Genomic DNA, 25,224 nt, shown 5'->3' with positions numbered 1-25,224 from the left:
GCTTCACCGCCGCCAGAGCGCGCCTTCGCCGAGCGTGGCGATGAAGGCGGCATGGCGCGCGAGATCCGCCTCCGTCAGACGGGGGCGGAGCGGGGCGGGCCGGGGCCCCGGACGCCAGTTTCCGGCGACCTGGGCCGACCCGCCCTGTTCCGGCCGTGCGGTGGGCGCGAAGGCGGCGACGAGGTCCGGCTGCCGGCCTCCGATCAGTTCGAGATAGACTTCGGCGAGGAGCTCGCTGTCCAGCAGCGCGCCGTGCTTCTCCCGCGCCGAATTGTCGACGCCGAAGCGCCGGCAGAGCGCGTCGAGCCCGGCGGGCGAGCCGGGAAAGCGGCGCCGGGCGATGGCGAGCGTGTCCACCGCCCGCTCCACCGGCAGGGGCGAGAGGCCGAGGGCGGAGAGTTCCGCATTCAGGAACTTCATGTCGAATGACGCATTGTGGATGACGAGCGGCGCCTCGCCGATGAAGGCGAGGAACGCTTCGGCGATCGCCGCAAAGACGGGCTCGCGGGCAAGGCGCTCGGCCGAGAGGCCGTGGACCGCGAAAGCTTCCGCCGGCATGTCCCGCTCGGGGTTTATGTACTGGTGGTAGATCCGGCCGGTCGGCAGATGGTTGAGAAGCTCGACCGCGCCGATCTCGACGATCCTGTGGCCTTCCGCCGGGTCCAGCCCGGTCGTCTCGGTATCCATCACGATCTCACGCATCGCCGCCCTCCTGCTCCAGCCGCTGCATCAGCGCCCTGACCTCCGCCCGGGCGGCCTCGATCCCGGCCCCGGTGTCGATCACGACATCGGCGCGCCGCCGCTTCTCCGCGTCAGGGGTCTGTTTCGCGAGGATCGCCTCGAAGGCGGCCGCGGTCATCCCCGGCCGGGCGAGGACGCGGGCGCGCTGCATCGGTTCCGGGGCCGAGACGACGACGACGAGATCGAAGGCGCCCTCGCCGCCCGTCTCGAAGAGGAGGGGAATGTCGAAGACGGCGACGCGCGCGCCCGCCGCCTCGGCCTGCGCCCGGGCCGCCGCGCGATCCGCCGCGACGAGCGGGTGGACAGCGGCCTCCACGCGCTTCAGGAGGGGGGGGTCGGCAAGAATCGCCTCCCGGAGGCGCGTGCGGTCAACGGCGCCGTCTAGGATCGCCCCCGGGGCAAGGGCGGCGATGGCGGGAACGGCGGCGCCGTCAGCCGCGTAGAGGCGGCGCACGGCCTCGTCCGCATCCCAGACCGTCGCGCCCTCTTCCCGGAAGAGGGCGGCGGTGGTGGATTTTCCCATGCCGATGGAACCGGTGAGGCCGATGGAGATCATGGTTCGAGCATCACCGCGCGGAGCGCGTCGTCAACCTCGGGCTCAACGCCGAACCAGGCGGCGAAACCGGGGCGGGCCTGGTGGAGCAGCATCCCGAGGCCATCCACGATGGCGAGATCACGGGCGGCGGCGGCCCCCAGAAACGGCGTGATGAGCGGGGTGTAGACGATATCCGTCGCCAGCGCGTCGGGCTCGGCGCCGGCGAGGTCAAGATCGAGGGGCGGCGCGCCCTTCATGCCGAGGCTCGTCGTGTTGACGATGAGGCCGGCCCCGGCGAGGTGCGAGCCCGCTTCCGCGAAGGGCAGGACGCGGACCCGGGGGCCGAAGGCGGCGGCCAGCGCCTCGGCGCGCGCGACGGTGCGGTTCGCGAGGCGGATCTCGGGCGCGCCGGCCTCGAGCAGGGCGTGGATCACCGCGCGGGAGGCGCCGCCGGCGCCGAGGACCAGGGCGGGCCGGGCGGGGCGCCATGCAGGCGCCCGGTCTTTCAGGTTTTCCAGAAACCCGAAGGCGTCGGTATTGTCGGCGAGGATGCGGCCTCCGGCGCCGAAGAGGAGCGTGTTCGCAGCGCCGATGGCCCGGGCGCGGGGCGTCGCCTCGTCCGCCGCGGCCAGCGCCGCCTCCTTGTGCGGAATGGTGACGTTGGCGCCGCGCCAGCCCTCTTCGACCAGCCGGCGGAGCTCGCGTTCGAAGGTTCCGGGCGGGACGGGGACCGGATCGTAGGCGCCGTCGATCCCGTAGCGGCGAAGCCAGAAGCCGTGAAGGCGCGGCGATCTGGAATGCGCGATGGGCCAGCCCATGACGCCGGCGCGGAGACCCGGCCCGCTCATTCCTCCAGCGCTCCGGTCACCCTCAGCCAGGCTGCGAGTTCGAGGAGCGGCAGGCCGAGGATCGCGAACCAGTCGCCCTCGATCCGCGAGAAGAGCTGAACGCCCCGGGCCTCGATACGGTAGCCGCCTACGGTGGAGAAGACCGCGTCGCCTTCTTCATCGAGGTAACGTTCGAGAAAGGGGTCCGAAAAGGCCCGCATCGTGAGCGTGGCGCGGGCGATGTGGCGCCAGATCGGCGCGCCGTCGCGGGCGACGACAGCGGCGCTGTAGAGGTGATGGCGCCCGCCGCGGAGACGGAGGAGCTGGTCGCGCGCTTCTTCCCGGGTCCGCGGCTTGTCAAAGGCCTCCCCTCCGAGATCGAGGACCTGGTCGGCGCCGATGACGAGCGCGCCCGGCGCGCGGGCGGAGACGCGGCGCGCCTTCATCTCGGCCAGCGCGTCGGCCTGGTCGCGGGGGGAGGCGCCGGCGGCGCGCAGGGCGACTTTCGCTTCCTCCTCATCGACCCGCGGCGGAACGCTGGCGACGACGATCCCGGCGCGGGCGAGCATGTCCGCCCGCGTGGCGGAGGTGGAGGCGAGGATGAGTGATGCGGAGGCTTCGGTCATGCGCGGCCGGCGGCGCGAAGCATGGCCATGATCTCGGCCGCCGTCTCTTCGATCGAGCGGCGCGTCACGTCGATCACGGGCGCGCCGATGCGCTCGAACAGGAGCCGGGCCTCCGCCACCTCGCGGCGCACCTGATCGAGCATCGCGTATTCCGCGCCGCGATCATGGCCGATCACTTCGAGCCGGTGGCTGCGGATCTGGGCGAGGCGGGTCGGGCTGGCCGTGAGGCCGACGACGGGGACGCCCTTCGCCGCCGCCTCGAACAGCGCCTCGGGCGGCTCGACCCCGGGGATCAGAGGCACGTTCGCCGCCTTCACCCCGCGCACGGCGAGGTAGATGCAGGTCGGCGTCTTTGAGGTGCGGCTCACGCCGGAGAGGATCACATCCGCACGCGAGAGACGCTGCGAGAGGGCGCCGTCATCCATGGCCATCGCGTAGTCTATCGCATCGACGCGGCGGTAATAGAGATCGTCCACCACGTATTGGCCGCCCATGCGCGGACGCGCCGGGGCGCCGAACTCCGCTTCGAGCATCGCGATGACGGGCTGGAGGACAGGGGTGGCGGGGACGCCGATTTCCGCCGCCGCATCGAGCACCCGGCGGCGAAGCGCCTCGTCGACCATGGTGACGATCACGGGGCCGGGCGCTGCGCGGATTTCGTCGATGGCCGCGTCGATCTCCGCCGGACTGCGCAGGAAGATGTGGAGACGCTTCTCGACTCTCTCCTCGAACAGGGACAGGGCGGCGGAGCCGATCCGCGATACGGTTTCCCCGGTCGAGTCCGAGAGAAGATGAACGGTCTTCGCCATGAACCAAGCCGGGCTGAGGACGGCGCCCGCCGCCGACCGGCGTTGAGGATAAGGGCTCGGAACGGGGACAACAAGCCGGCCCCGGAGCGGCCATGCGAAAAGCCGGCGCCGTTCCCGAACAACCCGGTCTCTCCCCCATCGGGCTGCGCGAAACGGTGACGAACAGCTCGGCGACGGCGTCATCGCTTTCCGTCCCGGACGGCGGATGAGGGGAAACGAATGACGCCGGCTGGACTTCCCGCGACCATCCCCGTTATCCCCGGATGCCGGAGCCGACAGGGCGGAGCGATCCGGCGAACGGATAAGCCTGTGAGTCATCCGGGGATTATGTTAATCCCCGCTTTGCGCACCCCCAACTACAATCACTCAATATAAAGAAGACTATGAACGAGACAGAAAAGACGAGCCCGAAGCTGCTTCTGAGAGCGCTTGCCGGCGAAACGCTCCCGCGCCCTCCGATCTGGCTGATGAGGCAGGCGGGCAGATATCTTCCGGAATATCGCGCGGTGAGGGAACAGGCCGGGGGCTTTCTGGACCTTTGCTACAATCCGGAGCTGGCGACGGAGGTTACGCTCCAGCCGATCCGGCGGTTCGGTTTCGATGCGGCGATCCTTTTCGCGGACATTCTCCTGATCCCGGACGCGCTTGGCCAGAAGCTGTGGTTCGAACCGGGCGAGGGCCCGCGGCTGGATGCGGTCTCCGACGCCGGAGCGCTTCGGCCCGCGGACGAAGTCCATGAGAAGCTTGCGCCGGTCTACGAGACAGTTTCGACGGTGCGCGCGGCATTGCCGGTAGACGTGGCGCTGATTGGCTTCGCCGGGGCCCCGTGGACCGTGCTCAGCTACATGATCGCCGGGCGCGGGACGCCTGACCAGGGCCCGGCTCATGCGCTCATGCGCGAGCGGCCCGAGGCCTTCGCCGCGCTTCTGGAGCGGGTGACGGATGCGACGATCCTCTACCTTTCCCGACAGATCGAAGCCGGCGCAGAGGCGGTGAAGATTTTCGACAGCTGGGCGGGCTCGCTGCCCGACCCGTGGTTCGAGATGGCCTCCGTCGAGCCCTGCCGGCGGATCGTCTCGGCGCTCAGGGCCCGACATCCCGGTGTGCCGGTGATCGGTTTCCCGCGGGGCGTTGGCGCGCGGGCGGTCAGGTTCGCCGAAGCGACCGGCGTGGACGGGGTGGCGATCGGGCAGGACGCCGATATCCTCTGGGCGAGAGACGCGCTGCAACCGGTCGCGACGGTTCAGGGAAACATGGACCCCTCGCTTATGGTCACGGGCGGCGAGGAGATGGACGCCGCGGCCAGACGCATCGTCGAGGTTCTGGGCGGCGGCCCCTTCATCTTCAATCTCGGCCACGGGATCACGCCGGACGCCGACCCGCGCAATGTGGAGCGGCTCGTGCGGCTCGTGAAGGGATGAAGGCATGATCGGGGACAGCCTCGCCGCGCTTTATCCCTGGACGCTGGCGTTTCACGTCATGTCCGTCCTCGCATGGATGGCGGGGCTGTTCTATCTGCCGCGGCTCTATGTCTATCATGCGGAGAAGGCGGCGGAGCGGCCCGAGATCGACCCGGTTTTTCAGGAGATGGAGCGCAAGCTCCTGCGGGCGATCATGAATCCGGCGATGATCGCGACATGGGCCTTCGGGCTGATGCTGGTCTTCACACCGGGAATCGTCGACTGGTCCGAAGGCTGGCCGTGGGTGAAGGCGGCGATGGTGCTCCTGATGACCTGGTTCCATCACGCCGCATCGCTCTGGCGCAAGGACTTCGCCGCGGGGCGGAACCGGCGCTCCGGGCGGTTCTACCGGCTCGCCAACGAGGCGCCGACGCTGCTGATGGTGGTGATCGTCATCATGGTGATCGTCCGTCCGTTCTGAGCCGTTTCGGGACGGAACATTTGACAAACCGGCTCCGAGCGCACATAGGAGACGTGCGCGTTCGCGCCTCAGCTTTCCTGCGCGTATGCGCGCGGCCCCCCACCGCCATGCGGCGCTCCATCCAGGACCATCGATGGATATCTCACAACTGAAACTCTCCGAACTTAAGGCGAAGAGCCCGACGGAACTGCTCGCCTTCGCCGAGGAGCTCGAGGTGGAGAACGCCAGCTCCATGCGCAAGCAGGACATGCTCTTCGCGATCCTCAAGGAGCTTGCGGAACAGGATGTCGAGATCATCGGCGAGGGGGTTCTCGAAGTCCTCCAGGACGGGTTCGGATTTCTCCGCTCGCCCCAGGCGAATTATCTGCCGGGCCCGGACGACATCTATGTCTCGCCCAACCAGATCCGCCGCTTCGCGCTGCGCACGGGCGACACGATCGAAGGGCTGATCCGGGAGCCGAAGGAGGGTGAGCGGTACTTCGCGCTCACCAAAGTGCACACGATCAATTTCGAGGATCCGGAGAAAGCCCGCCACAAGGTGCATTTCGACAATCTGACGCCGCTTTATCCGGACGAGCGGCTGAAGATGGAGGTCGAGGATCCGACGATCAAGGATCGTTCGGCGCGGGTGATCGACCTTGTGGCCCCGATCGGCAAGGGGCAGCGCTGCCTCATCGTCGCGCCGCCCCGCACCGGCAAGACCGTGCTCCTGCAGAACATCGCCTATTCGATCGAACGCAACCATCCGGAATGTTTCCTCATCGTGCTCCTGATCGACGAGCGGCCCGAAGAGGTGACGGACATGCAGCGCTCGGTGAAGGGCGAGGTCGTCTCCTCCACCTTCGACGAGCCGGCGACGCGGCATGTCGCCGTCGCCGAGATGGTCGCGGAGAAGGCGAAGCGGCTGGTGGAGCATGGCCGGGACGTTGTGATTCTGCTCGATTCGATCACGCGGCTCGGGCGCGCCTTCAACACGGTCGTGCCCTCATCTGGCAAGGTGCTTACGGGCGGCGTGGACGCGAATGCGCTGCAGCGGCCGAAGCGGTTCTTCGGCGCGGCGCGCAATATCGAGGAGGGCGGTTCGCTCACCATCATCTCGACCGCGCTGATCGATACGGGCAGCCGGATGGACGAGGTGATCTTCGAGGAGTTCAAGGGAACGGGCAATTCCGAGATCGTGCTCGACCGCAAGGTGGCGGACAAGCGCGTCTTCCCGGCGATGGATATCCTCAAGTCCGGGACGCGGAAGGAGGATCTGCTTGTGGAGAAGAGCGATCTCACGAAGATGTTCGTGCTCCGGCGCATCCTGAACCCGATGGGCACGACGGACGCGATCGAATTCCTCCTCGGCAAGCTCAAGCAGACCAAGAGCAATTCCGAGTTCTTCGACTCGATGAACGCCTGAGGATCGTCAGGGCTTCAGAAGCAGCGAACCGGAGGTCTTCCTCGCTTCGAGGTCGCGGTGCGCCGCGGTCGCTTCTGCGAGCGGATAGGTCGCGTGGATGTTGAGCTTCACGCTCCCGTCGAGCAGGGCGCCGAAGAAATCGTCCGCTGCCCTGTTCAGGGTCTCCGCCGTCGCCGTATAGTCGAACAGCGTCGGCCGCGTGACGAAGAGCGAGCCCTTCGCCGCCAGCACGCCGAGATTGACGTTCTCCACGGGGCCGGAAGCGTTTCCGAAGCTGACAAGCAGGCCGCGACGGCGAAGGGAGTCGAGCGACATCGGCCAGGTTGTCTTCCCCACGCCGTCGAAGACCACGGGGAGTTTCTCGCCGTTCGTGATTTCCGAAACGCGCGCCGGCACGTCCTCGATGTCATAGCGGATGACATGGGCGCAGCCCGCGGCTTTCGCAGCCTCCGCCTTGGATCCGGAGCCGACCGTCCCGATCACGGTGACGCCGAGAGCGGCGAGCCATTGACAGGCGATCAGGCCGACGCCGCCTGCGGCAGCGTGGAACAGCACGGTCTCGCCTGCGGCCACCGGGTAGATCTGACGGATAAGATACTGAACTGTAAGGCCTTTCAGCATCGAGGCTGCGGCATCCTCGTAGGAGATGCGTTCCGGCAGCCGGATTGCCCGGTTCGCCTTGATGACGTGGCGCTCGGCATAGGCGCCGATCGGCCCGGAACAGTAACCGACGCGGTCCCCTTCCTTCAGGTCGGCGACCTGAGGTCCGACAGCCTCGACGACTCCGGCGGCCTCCAGCCCGATCCCCGACGGCAGCGGTATGGGATAGAGGCCGCTACGATGATAGGTGTCGATGTAATTGACGCCGATAGCGTGGTGGCGGATCAGGATTTCGTCGGGCCCAGGCGTCGGATCCGGCCGTTCCGCGATGAGCATCTGTTCCGGGCCGCCGAACCCGGCGATCTCGATCCGCTTGACCATTCTGGACGTCTCCCCTGTTATCGCGCCGAAAGTGGGATGGATGATGCGCCAAGGTCAAGCCGCCTCTGTGTCGGATCGTGAAACGATCTTCGCCCTGGCGACCGCGCCGGGACGGGCGGCGCTCGCCGTCGTCCGGATCTCCGGCCCGAAGGCGGATGAAGCCTTGCGACTCCTTGCCGGCGATCCGCCGCGGGCGCGGTTCATGGCGTTGCGGACCTTGCGGGCTCACGATGGCGAGCCGCTCGACCAGGCGCTTGTCGTTCGCTTCAGGGAGGGCGCCAGCTTCACCGGGGAGTCCCTCGTGGAGTTGCACCTTCATGGCGGGCGCGCCAGCGTTTCCCGCATGCTTCGGGAGCTCGCCGAGATCCCCGGACTTCGGATGGCGGAGCCGGGGGAGTTCACGAGGCGCGCGCTGCGCGCTGGACGGCTCGATCTCGCGCAGGCCGAGAGCCTTGCGGATCTGATCGATGCCGAGACGGAGATGCAGCGAGCCCAGGCCCTGGCGCTGCTCAACGGCGAGCTTTCGCGCAAGGTCGCGCTCTGGCGGGGCCGGTTGATCGAAGCGCTGGCCGTCATCGAGGCCGCAATCGATTTTTCTGATGAGGCGGATGTTCCCGAAACGATTGGGTCCGGTCTCGACAGTTCTCTCGTTGCGCTTGCCGATGAGTTGGCTGAATTGTCGGCCACGCGCAGTTTCGGACGATCGCTGCGCGACGGATTCACCGTGGCGATCATCGGACCTCCCAACGCCGGAAAGTCTACGCTTTTGAACCGGATGGCGGGAGAAGATATGGCGATCGCTTCGCCTGTGCCGGGGACGACGCGGGACCTCATCCGGGTGCGTGTGGATGTGCTCGGGCTGCCGGTCTGGCTCGTGGATACGGCAGGTCTAAGGGATACGGGCGACGAGATCGAATCGATCGGCGTGGCGCGCGCGCGATCCGCGGCGGCGGCGGCGGATCTGAGGCTTCTTGTCGAATCGGCGGATGCGCCCTGGACGGAGGAGACGGAGCCGGCGCGAGTTGGCGACATCAGTGTCTGGCTCAAGGCCGATATCGGCGCGGGGCGGGGCGAGATCAGTGTTTCCGTCCGTGATGATACCGGTATCGATGAGTTGCGTCAGGCGATCTTCGAACGGCTCACGATGCGGGCGCCGGCATCTTCGTTGATCGCGACGGAGCGGCAGGCGGCTCATCTTGCGAGCTCGGCCGCCTTCCTTCGCGCGGCGGGTTCGGAAGACCGGCTTGAGATTGCCGCCGAGCATGTCCGGCGGGCGGCGCTCGAGCTCGAGCTTGTCGTTGGTGCGGTTGACGTGGAGCAGGTTCTTGACGATGTGTTCTCCCGCTTCTGCATCGGCAAATAGGTGTTTCACGTGAAACAATCCGACAGGCGCTTTGACGTCATCGTGGTTGGCGGCGGGCATGCCGGCGCCGAAGCGGCGCTGGCGGCCGCCCGTGCCGGCGCGCGAACGGCGCTCGTCACCCACCGGTTTGCGGCGCTTGGCGAGATGTCCTGCAACCCTGCGATCGGCGGGATTGGCAAGAGCCATCTTGTTCGCGAAATCGATGCGCTCGACGGGATGATGGCTGCGGCAGGCGATGCTGCCGCGATCCATTATCGTCTCCTCAACCGCAGCAAGGGACCGGCAGTCCAGGGGCCGCGGACGCAAAGTGACCGCAGCCTCTACCGGGCCTTCGTGCAGGATTACGTGCGGGCGGCGGGCCTCCCGGTCATCGAAGGGGAGGTGATTGATCTTGTTCAGGATGCCGGAAAGGTCGCCGGTGTTGAGCTCGCCGATGGATCGAAGCTCCTCGCCAGCGCGGTGGTATTGACGACCGGCACCTTCCTGCGAGGGGTGCTGCATCTTGGACTTCGCCGCAGTGAAGGTGGACGAATTCGCGAAGCCGCGTCTGTCCGTCTCGCCGACCGGATCCGTGACCTTGGGTTGAAGATCGGTCGACTGAAGACCGGCACGCCGCCGCGGCTTGACCGCAACAGCATCGACTGGAGCGGAATCGCCCGACAGGAAAGCGATGCGGAGCCCGTCTTTCTTTCGTTCCTCACGCAAGCGCGCAGGAATGCGCAGGTAAGTTGCGGCGTCACCGGAACAACGGCGGCGACGCATGACATCGTGCGGGCCGGCCTTTCCGAATCACCGCTCTTTTCGGGGGCGATTACCGGAACAGGGCCGCGCTACTGTCCCTCGATAGAAGATAAGGTCCATCGATTCGCGGACCGTCAGTCGCACCAGATATTCCTTGAGCCAGAAGGGCTTGAGAGCGATCTCGTATACCCCAACGGCATCTCCACATCTTTGCCTGAGGCGATGCAGGTGAGGGTGGTTCGTTCGATACCCGGGCTGGAGACTGCGCGTATCGTGACGCCGGGCTACGCGATCGAGTACGATTACGTGGACCCCCGCGCGCTTTCGCATGACCTCTCTTGTCGGGCGGCTCCGGGGCTCTTTCTCGCCGGTCAGATCAACGGGACGACGGGATACGAAGAGGCTGCGGCTCAGGGTCTCGTCGCAGGTCTGAACGCCGCGCGCCTCGCACTCGGACGGGAGAGTATCATTGTCCGGCGTGATCAGGCCTATATCGGCGTGTTGATCGATGATCTCGTCACGAAGGGCGTATCTGAGCCCTACCGTATGTTCACGTCGCGATCGGAACATCGCCTCGCCATGCGGCCGGACAATGCGGACCAAAGACTTACGCCGGTCGGTCGCGAAGCCGGCTGCGTCCAAGATGTGCGGTGGCGTGCGTTCACCTCCAAGCGGGATGGTCTTGCGGCCCTGCGGGACGCCCTCTCATTGCACCGGCGGTCGCCTGCAGAATGGAAGGTGCTTGGCGTTGCGGTAAGGGGCGACGGTGTGCGGCGGAGCGCCTACGACCTTATTTCGCAGCAGCGGCTTCAGATACGCGATGTTCGCGGGCTGATTTCCGACCTTCCACATGTCGACGCGATCCTGGAAGAACAGATCGAGGCCGAGGCGCTCTACGCTCCCTACACCCGAAGTGAAGCGTCGCGGGCTCAAGCGGTCGATTCCGACAGGGTGCGGGCCCTGCCGGAGGGGATCGCCGAATTGACAGGGTCCGGATTGTCGAACGAGGTCCTGGAGAAGCTCCGTATTCACCGACCGCGAACCATCGGAGAGGCGGCGGCGATCGAGGGCGTAACGCCTGCAGCGCTGGAAATTCTTCGGGCTCACAGCGTTCACAACTGTCATGGACCTGCGTGAGGCCGTGATCGAACCGAGAGACAGGCTCGCAGGACGTGTTTCACGTGAAACGCTCGATCGCCTCGACGCCTATGCAGCGCTCCTTCTGAAATGGAACCGGCGCATCAACCTCATCGCCAGATCGACTGTAGACGATCTGTGGCGGAGGCATATCCTCGATTCCGCGCAGTTTGCGAAGCATGCGCCGCCAGATCTGCGACGCTGGGCGGATATCGGCTCGGGCGCCGGTCTGCCCGGTCTCATAGTGGCGATTTGCCTTAAGGAGACGCATCCGGCGGCGCGTGTCACCCTCGTGGAGAAGGACGAGCGCAAGGCCGCCTTTCTGGCCGAGGTTGTCGCCTCCCTGGATCTTGACGCCGAAATCCAGCGCGTCAGGTTGGCCCCCGATATGCGGCCCCCCTTTGAAGCGAATTTTGACGTCGTTTCAGCCCGGGCTGTCGCGCCGCTGGCGGAACTGCTTTCGCTCGCCGCGCCGCTCCTGGCGCCGGGCGGCCTTTGCATTCTTGCGAAAGGGCGAAGTTCCGCGGTGGAGATCGAGGAGGCCATTCGCCTCTGGAGGATGAACCTGATATCTGTCGACAGTGAAACAGAGCGCGATTCCGTCATTCTCAAAGTGGAAGGTCTTCAGCGTGTCTGAATCGGACCATTCGTCGCCTACGGCCGAGGTCATCGCCATCGCCAATCAGAAGGGTGGCGTGGGCAAGACGACGACGGCGATCAACCTGGCGACCGCCATCGCCGCAACGGGCAGGGCGGTTCTCGTCGTGGACCTCGATCCACAAGGCAATGCAAGCACGGGTCTCGGCGTTCGACCGGAGGGCCGGGCCCCAGGCGCCTACGAGCTTCTCTTGGGTGAGGCGGACGTCGAGACCACGATCCGCGAAACTGCGGTGCCAGGCCTGTCGGTTCTCCCTTCGGTGATCGATCTGAGCGGCGTCGATATCGAGCTCCACGGCGATACGAGGAAGCAGTACCGCCTGCTAGAGGCCTTGCAGCCCGCGACCTCGCGCTTCGAGGTGATCCTGATCGATTGTCCCCCGTCGCTTAACCTCCTGACGGTGAGCGCCATCGTCGCCGCCCACAAGGTCCTCATTCCGCTCCAATGCGAGTTCTTTGCGCTGGAGGGTCTCTCGCAACTTCTGCGGACGGTCGAGCGCATCCGGCGGAGCTCCAATCCTGCGCTCGAGATCGAGGGCGTCGTGCTCACGATGTATGATCGCCGGAACAATCTTTCGACACAGGTCGAGGATGACGTACGCCAGACCCTGGGTGGGCTGGTCTACGATACGACCATCCCTCGCAATGTCCGTCTTTCCGAAGCGCCGTCTTTCGGAATTCCGGCGCTGATCTATGATCATCGCTCAGCCGGGAGCCTCGCCTATCAATCCCTCGCCGCGGAATTCCTGCGACGGCACAGGCGCGCGGGACCAACAAGGAGCGGAGCCAATGTCTGAGATGCGAAAGCGCAGGGGTCTCGGGCGTGGTCTGTCGTCTCTGCTTGACGGCGCCGGATCGGATACGACCCGCCAAGGGGGCGCGCAGATCGCCGCCATCGATCTCGTTCGCCCCAATCCCAATCAGCCGCGAAAGATCTTTCTTCCGCTCGAGATGGAAGAGCTGGCCGAGTCGATTCGCCGGAACGGGATCATTCAACCCCTTATTGTTCGCCCTCGCGACGAGGGCGGATTCGAGATCGTCGCTGGGGAGCGGCGGTGGCGCGCCGCCCAGTCGGCGGGTCTGCATGAGGTTCCCGTCATTGTCAGGGAACTCACGGATGACGAGGTGCTTCAGCTCGCGATTGTCGAAAACGTCCAGCGCGCGGATCTCAACGCGATCGAAGAAGCTCAAGGATATCAATCTCTTATCGAGGTGTTTGGCCATAATCAGGCGGAGGTCGCCCGCGCGGTCGGCAAGAGCCGGCCGCATGTCGCCAACATGCTGCGGCTTCTCGGTTTGCCCGAAGCCGTTCGCGATCTGGTCATGGATCGCCGCATCTCGGCCGGTCATGCCCGCGCGCTGATCGGCGCCGCCGACCCGTCAGCGCTCGCGATGAAGATCGTAGCGGAAGGCCTCACGGTGAGGCAGACGGAAGATCTTGCGCGGCGCGTTCCCGGGCCGCCGAAGCCGCGCGCACGGGGCGGCGCAAAGGATCCTGACACCGTCGCGCTCGAGAACGATCTCGCCGCCGCCCTCGCTCTTCGCGTGTCCATCGCACATCGGGGAGATGGCGGTGAAGTGAGGATTTCCTATTCCTCTCTGGATCAGCTCGATGGCCTTTGCCAGCTCTTGATGCGCTGAAGACGCAACGTGGCGCCGGGCCCCCTCACCTGAGATCGATCCGCTTCGAACAGAGAACCGGTCCGCCGTCCGGCCGCTGCAGGATCACCACCACGGCGTCGGCGTCTTTCGGCGCGGGCGCCTCGAGTCGTGTCGTTTCGCCGGACCAGTTGCCGATAGTCTTCCAGCCCCGCACGACGTTCCGATAGACGGCCTCGCGTCCGGCATTCTCGCCCGCCGCGATGCTGACCCGTTCGGACTCCGTGTACCACGCCATCAGAACAAGGGCGGCTTCAGGCCGACCGGAAGCCGAGGAGACTTCCACGACGATGGTATCGCCGTCCAGGGTGAGGACGATCTGCGCGTCTTCAGGCTCCGCGAGCCGGGTTTCGATGGCCGAGAGCACGGCGTCGACCTGACTACCGACCAGTCTCTCCCGGCCTTCGACGACGATCTGCGGCGTGTAGACCATCCGATCCTTCATCGCAGCCGCATAGGCGCGTTGTCGGTCCGAATGCGCGGGCGAGCCGAACCGGTCCTTCCAGCCAAGATAATCCCAATAATCGACATGGAGAGAGAGCGCGATCACGTCGCGCCGGTCGGCAAGTTCGTGAAGAAAGAGATCCGCCGGAGGGCAGGAAGAGCAGCCCTGGGATGTGAAGAGCTCCACAAGAACGGCTCCGCGGCCGGGTTCCGCAGCCGCCCCTGACGCAAGGAGGCCGATCGCCAGGCAGAAACCATGCTTCATCGTCGCCGCCATCCTCGCCCCCGAAACGCCATTTCCCAGACCGCTTCGATATCTAGACCCGGCATCGGCGCCGGGCGAGTCAAGCTTTCGGGAGATGCGTTTCACCGGTCTCGTTCGCCTGCCGCGCTGCGCGCCGCCGCGTCTCCTGCGCATAGGGCGTGAAGCCGCCGCGCTGATAGAGCGGCAAGGCGCGCGGATGGTCCAGTGTGTTGGTCTGCACCGTCATCCGCCGCATCCCGCGCCCTTCCCATCCGGCGCGTAGCGCCTCCGCAAGAAGCCAGCGAGCGAGGCCCCGGCCCTGTGCTTCCGGAGCCAGACCGAAATAGGCGAGGTCGCATACGCCCTCGACCCGCCAGTCGAGCACGAAGAAGCCGCCGCTCCAGCCATCGAGGATCAGGGAATAGAGCGCGACAGAGGGATTCTGGAGAAAGGCGTCGAGTTCGGCGGGATCGGCGCGGAGCCAGTCCGTCCATTCATGTCCGGCGCCGACGCTCTGGTAGAGATGAAGGAACCATCGGCGCGGCGGCTCCTTCGCGCGAATGAGGGCGAGGCCCCCCGCTCCGGAGGGCGGCGGCGGGGGCGCGCCCGGAGGCGACGTCATTTCGAGAAAGGTGATCGTGTATTCAAGCAGGGGGTCGCTCCGCCTCATCCGGTCTCGACAGCCAGATCGGGATAAGCGCCCCATTCCGACCAGGAGCCGTCATAGACCGACCATTTCCGGTGACCGAGCCGCTCCAGCGCGAGCGCAAGGATCGCCGCAGTCACTCCCGAGCCGCAGCTCGTAACGATCGGTTGAGAAAGATCGACGCCGGCCGCCTCGAAGATTCGCCGTGTCTCCGGGACCGGTTTCAACGTGCCGTCAGGGCCCAGAAGCGTCGCATAGTGCACGTTCTTGGCGCCGGGAATGTGTCCGGAGCGGAGCCCGGGCCTGGGCTCCGGCTCCTCGCCCCTGAAGCGGGCGGGGGAGCGGGCGTCGACAATCTGCGCCTCGCCGAGTTTCAGCGCCGCCGCGACCTGCGTGACGTCGCGGACCAGCGAGGAATCCTTTCGGGCGGTGAAGTGCCGGTCCCGCGGGGCCGGCGGCATGTCCTCCACCGGCCTGCCCTCGGCAAGCCATTTCCGCAATCCGCCGTCGAGCACTGCAACGTCCGAAACGCCGAAAACCCGGAACATCCACCAGACGCGGGCGGCCGAGAACAGCCCGTCCTGATCGTAGACGACGATCCGGTGACCGTCTCCGACGCCCATCGCCCGAACCCGGGAGACGAATTTCTCCGCGGGCGGCAGCATATGCGGCAAGGGCGACGAGGTGTCCGCGATTTCGTCTATGTCGAAGAAGCGGGCGCCCGGAACATGCGCCCGTTCGTAATCTGCTTTCGGGTCGCCACCCTGTCCTGGAAGGCGATATGTTCCGTCCAGAATTCTTACGTCAGGCGCGCCGAGGTGATCGGCGAGCCATTCGGTGCTGACTAGGAGCTGCGGGTCGCTCTCGGGCATGCGGGCCTCCGGTCCGTTTCCTCCGGTTTAGGCGGCCCTGCTCCCCTCTTCAATGGCGACGAACGGCTATGGAAGGCGCAGCCGGGCGACCCGCGTGCAGTCCTTCATTTCGGCAGGGCTCCCTCGATGCCCTCGACATAGAAGTTCATGCCGAGAAGATCCCCTTCGGACGCCGTCTCCCCGGCCGCGAGCCAGGGCGTGCCGTCCTGCCGGTTGATCGGGCCGGTAAAGGGATGGATCTTGCCCAGCATGATCCCGAACCGCGCATATTCCGCCAGCGCGACAACCTCCTTGGGCAGGACCGGGTTGTAGGGCGCGAAGGCCACCATCCCCGGCGCGATCCCGTCCCAGGTGTCCGTGCTGGCCCAGGTTCCGTCCAGAACGGCTTGCGTGCGTGCGATGTAGTAGGGAGACCAGTTGTCGATGATCGCCGTAAGGTGGGACTTGGGCCCGAACCGCGTCATGTCGGAGGCCTGGCCGAAGGCGAGGACGCCCTTCTCCTCCGCAATCGTGATCGGCGCCGCGCTGTCGGTGTGCTGCATGATCACGTCTGCGCCCTGTTCGATCAGCGCGTTCGCCGCATCCGCCTCCTTGCCCGGGTCGAACCAGGTGTTGACCCAGATGATACGGAACTTCACCGCGGGGTTGACCGACTTCGCCGCGAGGTAGGCGGCATTGATCCCGCGCACCACTTCGGGAATCGGGAAAGAGGCGATGTAGCCGATCGTGTTCGTCTTCGTCATCTTGCCGGCGATCAGGCCGATGACGTGGCGGCCTTCGTAGAAGCGGGCCGAATAGGTCGAGACGTTGTCGGCCCGCTGATACCCCGTCGCGTGCTCGAACTTCACGTCAGGGAACTGCTTCGCGACCTTGATCGTCGGGTTCATGAACCCGAAGGAGGTGGTGAAGATCAGCCCGTGCCCGCTCTGCGCCATCTGCCGGATCACGCGCTCCGCATCCGGCCCTTCGGCCACGTTCTCGACATAGGTGGTCTCCACCTTGTCGCCAAAATGCGCCTCGACCGCCTGCCGCGCGAGGTCATGCTCGTGCGTCCAGCCGAAATCGCCGGTCGGCCCGACATAGACGAACCCGATCTTCAGCGGATCGGCCGCCGCGGCGCCGAGCGCGAAGGCGGCCAGCGCCGCGCCCGCTACGGCGGCGAGCGCCTGTTTCCAGAGTTTCATTCCTTTCTCCTCTCCCTGTATCGCCCCGTCCTCCACGGTCAGGACGAAGCGTAGAACGGTTTGCCCAGGCAGGCCGGCGCGTCGAGCCGCGCTCGCGCCCTGTCGGCCGAAATCACGACCAGCACAAGGATGGTGACGAGATAGGGAGCCATCGACAAGTACTGACTTTCGATGGCGACGCCCAAAGCCTGAAGATTGAGCTGGATGATGGTGACCCCGCCGAAGACATAGGCGCCCAGCAGCGCCCGCCAGGGCCGCCAGGCCGCGAAGACGACGATCGCGAGCGCGATCCAGCCGCGCCCCGCCGTCATCCCTTCGACCCAGAGGGGCGTCTGCACGACCGCGAGATAGGCGCCCCCCAGGCCCGCCATCGCCCCGCCGAAGAGGATCGCGCAAACCCGCACCAGCCGCACCGGATAGCCGATCGCATGCGCCGCCTCATGGTTCTCCCCGACCGCGCGCAGAATGAGCCCGGCCCGGCTGCGGTTCAGGAACCACCAGACGAGCGCGGTCGCCGCAAGGGAGAGATAGACGAGGGGATCGTGGCCGAAGAGAAGGCGCCCGATCACCGGAATGTCCGTCAGCCCGGGAATGTCGAGCCGCGTCGACACCTGCAGCGTCTGTCCCGCGTAGCCCTGGCCGACCAGCGCCGCGACGCCGAGCCCGAACAACGTGAGCGCGAGCCCCGTCGCCACCTGGTTCGACATCAGATATTGAGTCATGATCGCGAAGAGCGCCGCCAGCAGCGCTCCGGACCCCGCTCCGGCGAGCGCGGCGAGCGCGAGCGAACCTGACCCGTACGCGGTCGCGAAGCCGCCGATCGCGCCGAGGATCATCATTCCCTCGACTCCGAGATTGAGGACGCCCGATTTCTCGACCACCAGCTCCCCGAGCGCGGCGAAGAGCAACGGCGTCGCCGCGATGATGAGGCTGAAGGCGAGGTCCGCCGGGTTCAGCGCAGACAAGTCCATCACACGGTCCTCCGCAGGCGGATGCGGTAGTTCACGAGCACGTCGATCCCGAGCAGGAAGAAAAGCAGCATCCCCTGGAAGACGTTGATCGCCGCGCCGGGCAGGTTCATCGCCATCTGCGCCGTCTCCCCCCCGATATAGGTCAGCGCCATCACCGCGCCCGCGAGCAGGATGCCGACCGGGTGGAGCCGCCCGAGAAAGGCGACGATGATCGCCGTGAAGCCGTAGCCGGAAGGCAGGGCGGGCACCAGTTGCCCGACAGGACCCGAGGCCTCGAACATGCCCGCCAGCCCCGCCAGCGCGCCGGAAAGGCCGAGACAGGCGGCGACGATCCGCGCCTCCCGAAACCCTGCGAACCGTGCGGCCCGCGGCGCCTGACCGAAGAGCCGGACCTGGAACCCGAAGAGATGCCGGTGGAGCAGAACATAGGCGATGACGACCGCGCCGAGCGCGGCGAGAGCGCCGACATGGGCGCGGCTCCCCTCGATGATGATCGGCAGGGTCGCGCTGTCATGGAACATCCGGCTTTCGGGGAAGTTGAATCCGTCCGGATTCCGCAGGGGGCCGCCGACCATCGCCGAGAGCAACAGCTCGGCGACATAGACAAGCATGAGCGACACGAGAATCTCGTTCGCGTTGAAGCGGATCCTGAGCCATGCCGGGATCATCGCCCAGGCCGCGCCGCCCGCCGCGCCGGCGAGAGCCATGAGCGGCAGAAGCCACATACCCTCGATATTCCAGAAGGCGAGGGCGACGGCGCCCGCCGCGAGCGCGCCGATGGTGAACTGCCCCTCCGCGCCGATGTTCCAGATGCCGGCCCGAAATCCGAAGCTGAGCCCGATCGCGATGAGCACGAGCGGCGCGCCCTTGACCAGAAGCTCCGTGCGGCTGAAAGGGTCCAGAAGCGGCTCGACGAAGATCACGCGGACCGCTTCGAAGGGATCCTTGCCGAGCAGCGCGAAGAGCGCGAGCCCGGACAGCATCGTCAGGATCACCGCCAGCACCGGCGTAAGCCAGAGCATGAACCGGGAGGCTTCCTTCCGTGCGACGAGCTCAAGCATCGGCTTCCGCCTCGGCGCGCGCCCCGCCGCCCATGAGAATGGCTATCTGCTCCACCGTGATGTCGGCGACGGGCACAGGGAAGGATAGGCGACCCTCCGAGATCACGGACAGAAGCGTCGAGATCTCCATCAGCTCGTCGAGGTCCTGCGAGACCACCATCACCGCCGCGCCGCCCGCGGCGAGCGACCGGATCGCCCCGCGGATCGTCTCCGCCGCGCCCGCGTCCACGCCCCAGGTCGGTTGCGCGGCGATGAGGATATCGGGTTTCTGCAGGATTTCCCGGCCGACGACGAATTTCTGGAGGTTGCCGCCCGAAAGCGACCTGGCGGCGTGGGAGACCCCCGCTGTTCTGACTCCGAATTCCGCCACGATGCGCCTTGCGAACGCCTCGGCCGCCGTCTTGCGCAGGAACCCGCGCGAAGCGAGGCCGGAGCGGCCCCTTGCCGTGAGGATCGTGTTTTCCGAGAGCGACATGTCGGGCGCCGCGGCGTGACCCAGTCGTTCTTCGGGCGCGACGGAAAGGCCGAGCGCACGCCGCGCCTGCGGGCCGAGCCCGCCGATCGGCGTGTTTCCGAGCCGGATGGCCTCCGGCCGGGTCCGCGTCTCGCCGGAAAGCGCGGCGATCAGCTCGTCCTGCCCGTTGCCCGCCACACCGGCGACGCCGAGGATGTCGCCCGCGCGCAGGGTCAGGTCGAGCGACCGGAGGGTGACGCCGAAGGGTTCAGCCGAGGGAAGCGTCAGCTTCTCGACGCTGAGGCGCGCCGCGCCGGGCTTCCAGTCCGTCGCCTTGGGCGCGGCGAGGGCGCGGCCGATCATCATTTCGGCGAGGCTCCGCGCGGTTTCCGCCCGCGGGTCGCATCGTCCGCTGACCTTTCCGCCCCGCAGGATCGTCGCCGCCGAGCAAAGCGTCCGGATTTCCTCGAGCTTGTGCGAGATATAGAGGATCGAGACGCCCTCCGCCGCCAGCGTCCTCAGCGTGCCGAACAGCGTCTCCGCTTCGGACGGCGTGAGCACCGAAGTCGGTTCGTCCATGATGAGGAGCCGCGGGGCCTGCAGCAACGCGCGCACGATCTCGATCCGCTGGCGCTCGCCCACCGAAAGCTCTCCAACCCGCCGGCCCGGATCGAGCGGAAGCCCGTAGGCCTCGCTCACCTCGCGAATGCGCGCGTCGAGCGCCCGGGCGCCGGGCGCGTCGTTCATGCCGAGCGCGACATTCTCCGCCACGGTCAGCGCTTCGAAGAGCGAGAAGTGCTGGAACACCATGCCGATCCCGGCCGCCCGCGCCTCACTCGGCCGGGCCGGCGCGAAGGGGGCGCCGCGCAATCGCATTTCGCCGCCGTCGGGCCGCATCAGGCCATAGATCATCTTGACGAGCGTGGACTTGCCTGCGCCGTTTTCGCCGAGAAGCGCATGGATCTCGCCGGTTCCGACGCTGAGAGAGACGTCGTCATTGGCGACGACGCCTGGAAAGGCCTTCCTGAGGCCCTTCGCTTCGAAGAGCGCCTGATCTGTCGCGCCTCGTTCGGACACCCCGCCCCCTGTCTCGTCACGGTCTGCGTCATAGCGGGCAGAGACCGGCTCGAGGTCAAGCGCGACGGCGCTGGACGGGCGCGAAAACCGTGCTACTTCGATCTCTGGCGCGCAGACGCCGCGTCGCCGAAGGGTGGATCGTGCTTCAAACGCCGACAGATCGCTACGACGAACGAACGCCAGGACAGGTGCGCGCCCTGGCGCGCGCCCTCGGGATCCTCCGGGAACTGGGGCGCGAAGCGGCGGGTCTTACGCTGACCGAACTCTCGCAGAGGGTCGGCCTTGCCCCGTCGACGACGCACCGGCTTCTGACGACGCTGGAGACGCAACGCTTCGTGCGCATATCCGCGACAGACAACCGGTGGCGAGTCGGGGTCGAGACGTTCTCCACCGGCTCCGCCTTCGCCCGGTCCCGCGACCTGGTCGAGATCTCGCGCCCGGCGCTCGAGACTCTGAGAAACCGGACGGGGGAGACCGCGGCGCTGTTCATCGCGGACGTCGCCGAAGTCGTGTGCATGGCGCAGGCGGAATCGGCGAACGAGATGCGCGCCGTCTTCGTGATCGGCGGACGCGCGCCGCTTCATGCGGGCGCGGCCGGAAAGGCGCTTCTGGCGTTCCGCAGGGATGATGTGATGATGCGTCTGATCCGGGGAGCCGAGCTCTCCCGCCTGACGGAGCGGACGATCGCCGACGCGGATTCGCTGATCGCGGAGGCGCGGGAAATCCGTGCGCGCGGCGTCGCCCTTGATGACGAGGAGCAGGCGATCGGAATGCGCGCTGCGGCCGCCCCGGTCTTCGACGAACTCGGCGCGGTGATCGCGGCGATCACGGTCGCCGGCCCCTCGGCGCGACTCAACCCTTCGGCGCACCGCGACGCTGCGGCGGAGGCGCTCGCGGCGGCGAGGGCGGCCACCGCGGATTTCGGCGGGCGCGGAGCATTGCCGGCCTGACCGGGCCACATGGCGGTCGATTCGCTCGAATCGCTTGACAGCGACTCTTCTCACCTCGTTAACTTGTCCGGACGTATGTGCCGCCACGCGACGATGAACGCGGGCTGGGAGGGAGGCGTTCATGGCCTGGTTCGTCGGCTTTATCATCCTTGTCGTCGTCGCGATCCTTCTGATCCTGTTCCTCAATCGCTACTACCGGAAGGCGACGCGGGAAATCGCCATCGTGCGGACGGGCGCCGGGGGGCAGAGGGTCGTGCTGGATGGCGGATGCCTCGCCCTGCCGTTCCTTCACAAGGTGGCAGAGGTGAACATGCGCACGAGCCGGCTCGAGATCGAGCGGCTGGGGCCGAAATCGATCATCACGAAGGACCGCCTCCGCGTCGATGTCGGGGCCGAGTTCTATGTCCGCGTGGAGGGCAGCGCCGCCGGCGTCGCCACCGCGGCCCAGGCGCTCGCCGGCAAGTCCTTCCGCCCGGCCGAGCTTGCGGAGACGCTCGAAGGCAAGCTCGTGGACGCCATGCTTTCCGTCGCCGCGCGCTATACGATGGACGACCTGCAGGACAATCGCGGCGCCTATGCGCGCGAGGTCTCCGAGATGCTCAAGGAAAATCTGGCGCAGAACGGGCTGATGCTCGAATCCGTATCCCTGACGCGGATCGACCAGACGCCGTTCCACGCGCTGGATGAGAACAACGCCTTCAACGCGCTCGGCATGCGGCGGCTCGCGGAGATCATCGCGGTCAACAAGAAGGAGCGCGCAGCAATCGAATCCGAGGCCGAGGTCGCGGTCCGGCAAAGCCATCTCGACGCGACCAAGCGCAAGCTGACCATCTCCCGCGAGGAAGAGGAGGCGATGATCCAGCAGCAGCGCGAAATCGAGATCGCGCGCGCCCGGAGCCTCGCGGAGACGGCGGAGGAGCAGGCGCAATCCGAGAAGCGGCGCGAGGCGGCGCGGATTGCGCGGGAGCGGGAGATCCGCCTCTCTGAGATCGAACGGGACCGGGAATTGCGGCGCAAGGCGCTGGACAGCGAACTGGCCACGGCGCTCGCCCGGGCCGAGAATGCGGTTCAGCTCGCCGCCAAGCGCGTCGAGGAGGCCGAGGCGGAGGCGGCGGCCGTCGCCGCCAAGGCCGGCGAGGCGAAAGCCGAGGAAGATGTCCGCACGGTGCGGGAGACGGCGGCGGCGGAGCGGCAGAAGGCCCTCGCCCTCATCCGCGCCTCCGAGCAGGCCGCGGTGGACGATACGAGGGTGAAGTCGGAGGCCGACACGATCCTTTCGATGGCCGCGGCGGAGGCGAAGGCGACGCTCGAGCGCGCGCAGGCGGCGCGGGACCGGCTGCTCGCGGAGGCCGAGGGGCGCGTCGCCGTGATCGCCGCCGAGAACGGGCAGAGCGAGGCGCTCATCTCCATGAAGCTGGAGGAGGCGCGGCTTCGCGCCCTGCCCGAGGTCGTGGAGCGGATGCTGAAGCCGGCCGAGCGGATCGAGTCCATCCGCATCAACCATATCAGCGGCTTCGGCGGAGCCGGCGGCGAGGGCGGGACATCCGGCGAGAAGAGCGCGGTCAACCAGGTGGTGGACAGCGTGCTCGCGATGGCGCTCCAGCTCCCGGCCGTGAAGAAGCTGGGCGAGGAGGTTGGCCTCAATGTCGGCGGCGGGCTCGAAGGGCTCGCCGAAGGCGTCGCGCGCCGCGACGAGGCCCGGAAACCGAAGAAAGACTGAAGCCAGAGACGACCCAACGATCCGGCCGCGACGGCCGGGCAACCCGACAGGAGAGACCAGGATGAAACTGACCCGCAGAAGCTTCGTCGCCGGCGCTTCCGCCATCGCGCTCGCGGCGCCCGCCACGATCGGCCGGGCGCAGGACGGAAAGATCAAGTTCGTGTCGATCCTCGACCAGTCGGGCGGCCTCGATATCTACGGCGCGCCGATGGTCGAGACCACGAAGATGGCGGTCGACGACATCAACGCCGCCGGCGGCCTGAACGGCCGCGAGGTCGAGCTGATCCTTTATGACGCCCAGTCGAACATCCAGCTCTACACCCAGTACGCGACGCAGGCCGCGGCGGGGGACCGGGCGGACGTTGTTCATGCCGGCATCACCTCCGCCAGCCGCGAGGCGATCAGGCCTACCTTCGCCCGTTTCAACACGCTCTACTTCTACAATACCCAGTATGAGGGCGGCGTCTGCGACTTCAACAACTTCAACACCGGCTCCACGCCGGCGCAGACGGTTGCGAAAGTCGTGCCCTATGTGATGAACAAGTGGGGCAAGAAGGTCTACATCGTCGCGGCGGACTACAATTACGGGCAGATCACTGCGCAGTGGATGCAGAAGTTCGTGAAGGACAATGGCGGCGAGACGCTGGGCGTCGAGTTCTTCCCGCTGGACGTGACGAATTTCGGCCCGACCATCCAGAAGATCCAGGGCGCCAAGCCCGACCTCGTGATCTCGGCGCTGGTCGGCGGCGCGCATGTCTCCTTCTACAAGCAGTACGCCGCCGCCGGCATGAACAAGGAGATCCCGATCGCCTCCACCACCTTCGGCGTCGGCAACGAGCAGACGCTGATCTCCGCCGAAGAGGGCGAGGGTCTCATCGCCGCCTATTCCTATTTCGAGGCGGTGGACAACCCGGTGAACAAGGCCTTCCTCGAACGGCTCACCGCGCGGCTCGGCCCTGGCCGGCCGACCATGAACGAGCTCTCCGTCCGTTCTTACGAAGGCGCGATGCTCTGGGCCGAGGCGGTGAAGGCGGCCGGCACGGCGGACCGCGCCGCGGTGATCGAGGCGCTCCGCGCGCCGCAATCATATAGCGGCCCGTCGGGTGTGGTGACGATCGATCCGCAGACCAACCATGCGGTGCAGAACGTCTACATCGCCGAGGTGAAGAACCAGATGTTCGAGATCCTCGAAAGCTTCTCGGACCAGCCGCCGGCGGACACGCAGCTCGTCTGCGATCTCAACGCCAATCCGAACCAGAACACGTTCCTGTTCGAGAACGGGCTCGAAGCCGCCGGCATCAAGCTCTGACCCCGCGCCGCCCGGCCCTTCGGGGCCGGGCCCTTTCTCTTTCGGCCCGGGAGCCCCTGCGTGGATCAAGTCGCCGCCCTTGTCATTCAGCTCGTCTATGGCGTCGCCAACCTAGCGCTCATCAGCCTGGGCCTCGCCATCATCTTCGGGATGATGCGCGTCATCAATCTGGCGCATGGCGAGTTCCTGATGCTCGGCGGCTATACGGTCGTCGTGGCGACGAACAATGGCGTCAACCTCTGGATCGCCATGTTGATCCTTGCGCCGCTTGTCGTCGGGGTGATCGGGGTGGTGGTGGAGCGATTGCTGATCCGCTGGCTCTATGGCCGGATGGTGGACACGCTCCTGGCGACCTGGGGCCTTTCGCTGCTGTTGATCGGGGTCGTCACCTCGATTTTCGGGGCGTCGACCGCCACAACGGTCTCCGTCCCGATCGGCGTGATCCGGATCGGGGAGTATTCCGTCTCCGGATACGATCTATTCCTGATCGGGGTGACGCTCGGTCTCCTTTGCGCGGTCTATGCCGTGCTGAAGCTCACGAAGCTCGGCCTGGTCGCGCGCGGCACGATGCAAAATGCGGAGATGGCGTCCGCGCTGGGCGTCTCCACCAGCCGCATCTACATGATCACTTTCGGCCTTGGCGCCGCCGTGACGGGGCTCGCCGGCGGGCTCCTCGCGCCTGTCACGGGCGTCCTGCCGACCATCGGCGCGACCTATATCGCCAAGGCCTTCATCACCGTCATCTCGGGCGGCGCCTCGATCCTTTCGGGGACGGCAGCGGGCTCGGTCCTGTTGGGGCTGGTGAACGGGATCTTCTCGTTCCTCACCGGGCCGACCTTCGGGGAGGTCGCGCTCCTTCTCGCCGCCATCGTGCTTCTGCGCCTCATGCCGCGCGGGATCACCGGGCGCTTCTTCCGGAAGTCGCTCTGA

25 protein-coding genes are annotated in these 25,224 nt (G+C 66.8%); 12 read left to right on the top strand and 13 right to left on the bottom strand.

Features of this window, described 5'->3' with window-relative positions; genetic code table 11:
• Nucleotides 1-3: 3 nt before the first annotated feature.
• Genes dnaQ through ACE37J_RS16915 form a run of 5 tightly spaced genes read right to left on the bottom strand, consistent with a single transcriptional unit; the run spans nucleotide 4 to nucleotide 3,538 of the window.
• Nucleotides 4-702 (bottom strand): DNA polymerase III subunit epsilon, encoded by a 699-nt coding sequence (dnaQ, locus tag ACE37J_RS16935; protein ID WP_409713115.1) that lies wholly within the window; start codon nucleotides 700-702, stop codon nucleotides 4-6.
• The gene (gene coaE / locus ACE37J_RS16930; RefSeq protein ID WP_409713113.1) at nucleotides 695-1,297 is read right to left on the bottom strand and encodes a dephospho-CoA kinase; all 603 of its coding nucleotides are present in this window, start codon (nucleotides 1,295-1,297) and stop codon (nucleotides 695-697) included. Before coaE ends, dnaQ begins: the two co-directional genes overlap by 8 nt.
• Nucleotides 1,294-2,124: a shikimate dehydrogenase gene (locus tag ACE37J_RS16925; RefSeq protein WP_409713110.1), complete on the bottom strand. Its 831-nt coding sequence runs from the start codon at nucleotides 2,122-2,124 to the stop codon at nucleotides 1,294-1,296. The genes coaE and ACE37J_RS16925 overlap by 4 nt, the downstream gene beginning before the upstream one ends.
• Nucleotides 2,121-2,729 carry a Maf family protein gene (locus ACE37J_RS16920; RefSeq protein ID WP_409713107.1) on the bottom strand — a complete coding sequence of 203 codons (609 nt, stop codon included), beginning with the start codon at nucleotides 2,727-2,729 and terminating at the stop codon, nucleotides 2,121-2,123. Before ACE37J_RS16920 ends, ACE37J_RS16925 begins: the two co-directional genes overlap by 4 nt.
• The gene (locus tag ACE37J_RS16915; RefSeq protein WP_409713104.1) at nucleotides 2,726-3,538 is read right to left on the bottom strand and encodes a pyruvate, water dikinase regulatory protein; all 813 of its coding nucleotides are present in this window, start codon (nucleotides 3,536-3,538) and stop codon (nucleotides 2,726-2,728) included. Before ACE37J_RS16915 ends, ACE37J_RS16920 begins: the two co-directional genes overlap by 4 nt.
• Before the next feature lie 383 nt (nucleotides 3,539-3,921).
• On the opposite strand from ACE37J_RS16915, the gene hemE reads away from it, so the two are divergent.
• From hemE to rho, 3 genes are all read left to right on the top strand, one after another.
• Nucleotides 3,922-4,959: a uroporphyrinogen decarboxylase gene (gene hemE / locus ACE37J_RS16910; RefSeq protein ID WP_409713101.1), complete on the top strand. Its 1,038-nt coding sequence runs from the start codon at nucleotides 3,922-3,924 to the stop codon at nucleotides 4,957-4,959.
• A 4-nt stretch (nucleotides 4,960-4,963) separates the two neighbouring features.
• A complete protein-coding gene (gene hemJ / locus ACE37J_RS16905; RefSeq protein ID WP_409713098.1) occupies nucleotides 4,964-5,419 on the top strand; it encodes a protoporphyrinogen oxidase HemJ in 456 nt (151 codons plus the stop codon).
• A 133-nt stretch (nucleotides 5,420-5,552) separates the two neighbouring features.
• On the top strand, nucleotides 5,553-6,824 hold the full coding sequence (rho, locus tag ACE37J_RS16900) for a transcription termination factor Rho (protein ID WP_409713094.1): 1,272 nt from the start codon (nucleotides 5,553-5,555) through the stop codon (nucleotides 6,822-6,824).
• A gap of 6 nt (nucleotides 6,825-6,830) precedes the next feature.
• Here the strand turns inward: rho and ACE37J_RS16895 are convergent, their stop codons facing one another.
• The gene (locus ACE37J_RS16895; RefSeq protein ID WP_409713091.1) at nucleotides 6,831-7,805 is read right to left on the bottom strand and encodes a quinone oxidoreductase family protein; all 975 of its coding nucleotides are present in this window, start codon (nucleotides 7,803-7,805) and stop codon (nucleotides 6,831-6,833) included.
• Between ACE37J_RS16895 and mnmE the strand changes: the two genes are divergently transcribed.
• The 5 genes from mnmE to ACE37J_RS16870 are packed head-to-tail and all read left to right on the top strand — an operon-like array spanning nucleotide 7,798 to nucleotide 13,344.
• Nucleotides 7,798-9,168, top strand: a complete 1,371-nt coding sequence (mnmE, locus tag ACE37J_RS16890) for a tRNA uridine-5-carboxymethylaminomethyl(34) synthesis GTPase MnmE (RefSeq protein ID WP_409713088.1) — start codon at nucleotides 7,798-7,800, stop codon at nucleotides 9,166-9,168. The genes ACE37J_RS16895 and mnmE overlap by 8 nt on opposite strands.
• A gap of 9 nt (nucleotides 9,169-9,177) precedes the next feature.
• Nucleotides 9,178-11,046: a tRNA uridine-5-carboxymethylaminomethyl(34) synthesis enzyme MnmG gene (gene mnmG / locus ACE37J_RS16885; protein WP_409713085.1), complete on the top strand. Its 1,869-nt coding sequence runs from the start codon at nucleotides 9,178-9,180 to the stop codon at nucleotides 11,044-11,046.
• Nucleotides 11,033-11,683 (top strand): 16S rRNA (guanine(527)-N(7))-methyltransferase RsmG, encoded by a 651-nt coding sequence (gene rsmG, locus ACE37J_RS16880; RefSeq protein ID WP_409713082.1) that lies wholly within the window; start codon nucleotides 11,033-11,035, stop codon nucleotides 11,681-11,683. The genes mnmG and rsmG overlap by 14 nt, the downstream gene beginning before the upstream one ends.
• Complete coding sequence (locus ACE37J_RS16875) at nucleotides 11,676-12,500, top strand: ParA family protein (RefSeq protein WP_409713079.1); 825 nt, start codon at nucleotides 11,676-11,678, stop codon at nucleotides 12,498-12,500. The genes rsmG and ACE37J_RS16875 overlap by 8 nt, the downstream gene beginning before the upstream one ends.
• Nucleotides 12,493-13,344, top strand: coding sequence for a ParB/RepB/Spo0J family partition protein (locus ACE37J_RS16870; RefSeq protein WP_409713076.1), 852 nt, complete (start codon nucleotides 12,493-12,495; stop codon nucleotides 13,342-13,344). The genes ACE37J_RS16875 and ACE37J_RS16870 overlap by 8 nt, the downstream gene beginning before the upstream one ends.
• A 25-nt stretch (nucleotides 13,345-13,369) precedes the next feature.
• On the opposite strand, the gene ACE37J_RS16865 is transcribed toward ACE37J_RS16870, so the two are convergent.
• The 7 genes from ACE37J_RS16865 to ACE37J_RS16835 form a co-directional block, all read right to left on the bottom strand.
• Entirely contained in the window at nucleotides 13,370-14,083 is a 714-nt protein-coding gene (locus ACE37J_RS16865) for a DUF1223 domain-containing protein (protein WP_409713073.1), read from the bottom strand.
• Between the two features lie 67 nt (nucleotides 14,084-14,150).
• On the bottom strand, nucleotides 14,151-14,720 hold the full coding sequence (locus ACE37J_RS16860; RefSeq protein WP_409713070.1) for a GNAT family N-acetyltransferase: 570 nt from the start codon (nucleotides 14,718-14,720) through the stop codon (nucleotides 14,151-14,153).
• Nucleotides 14,717-15,568, bottom strand: coding sequence for a 3-mercaptopyruvate sulfurtransferase (sseA, locus tag ACE37J_RS16855; protein WP_409713067.1), 852 nt, complete (start codon nucleotides 15,566-15,568; stop codon nucleotides 14,717-14,719). The genes ACE37J_RS16860 and sseA overlap by 4 nt, the downstream gene beginning before the upstream one ends.
• Nucleotides 15,569-15,672: 104 nt before the next feature.
• Entirely contained in the window at nucleotides 15,673-16,752 is a 1,080-nt protein-coding gene (locus ACE37J_RS16850; RefSeq protein ID WP_409713064.1) for a BMP family ABC transporter substrate-binding protein, read from the bottom strand.
• 38 nt (nucleotides 16,753-16,790) lie between these two features.
• Nucleotides 16,791-17,723 carry an ABC transporter permease gene (locus tag ACE37J_RS16845; RefSeq protein ID WP_409713061.1) on the bottom strand — a complete coding sequence of 311 codons (933 nt, stop codon included), beginning with the start codon at nucleotides 17,721-17,723 and terminating at the stop codon, nucleotides 16,791-16,793.
• On the bottom strand, nucleotides 17,723-18,784 hold the full coding sequence (locus tag ACE37J_RS16840) for an ABC transporter permease (RefSeq protein ID WP_409713058.1): 1,062 nt from the start codon (nucleotides 18,782-18,784) through the stop codon (nucleotides 17,723-17,725). The genes ACE37J_RS16845 and ACE37J_RS16840 overlap by 1 nt, the downstream gene beginning before the upstream one ends.
• Nucleotides 18,777-20,315: an ABC transporter ATP-binding protein gene (locus tag ACE37J_RS16835; protein ID WP_409713055.1), complete on the bottom strand. Its 1,539-nt coding sequence runs from the start codon at nucleotides 20,313-20,315 to the stop codon at nucleotides 18,777-18,779. Before ACE37J_RS16835 ends, ACE37J_RS16840 begins: the two co-directional genes overlap by 8 nt.
• A gap of 188 nt (nucleotides 20,316-20,503) precedes the next feature.
• On the opposite strand from ACE37J_RS16835, the gene ACE37J_RS16830 reads away from it, so the two are divergent.
• The 4 genes from ACE37J_RS16830 (at nucleotide 20,504) to ACE37J_RS16815 (ending at nucleotide 25,224) form a co-directional block, all read left to right on the top strand.
• Nucleotides 20,504-21,265, top strand: coding sequence for an IclR family transcriptional regulator (locus ACE37J_RS16830; RefSeq protein ID WP_409713052.1), 762 nt, complete (start codon nucleotides 20,504-20,506; stop codon nucleotides 21,263-21,265).
• A 121-nt stretch (nucleotides 21,266-21,386) separates the two neighbouring features.
• Entirely contained in the window at nucleotides 21,387-22,985 is a 1,599-nt protein-coding gene (locus tag ACE37J_RS16825; RefSeq protein ID WP_409713050.1) for a flotillin family protein, read from the top strand.
• A 61-nt stretch (nucleotides 22,986-23,046) separates the two neighbouring features.
• Complete coding sequence (locus ACE37J_RS16820) at nucleotides 23,047-24,294, top strand: ABC transporter substrate-binding protein (protein ID WP_409713047.1); 1,248 nt, start codon at nucleotides 23,047-23,049, stop codon at nucleotides 24,292-24,294.
• 60 nt (nucleotides 24,295-24,354) lie between these two features.
• On the top strand, nucleotides 24,355-25,224 hold the full coding sequence (locus tag ACE37J_RS16815) for a branched-chain amino acid ABC transporter permease (RefSeq protein ID WP_409713045.1): 870 nt from the start codon (nucleotides 24,355-24,357) through the stop codon (nucleotides 25,222-25,224).

Source organism: Pikeienuella sp., assembly GCF_046290545.1.
In the GTDB taxonomy this organism is placed as follows: domain Bacteria; phylum Pseudomonadota; class Alphaproteobacteria; order Rhodobacterales; family Rhodobacteraceae; genus Pikeienuella.
The sequence above is the reverse complement of the archived record's forward strand: the minus strand, read 5'-3'. Positions and strand labels throughout refer to the sequence as shown.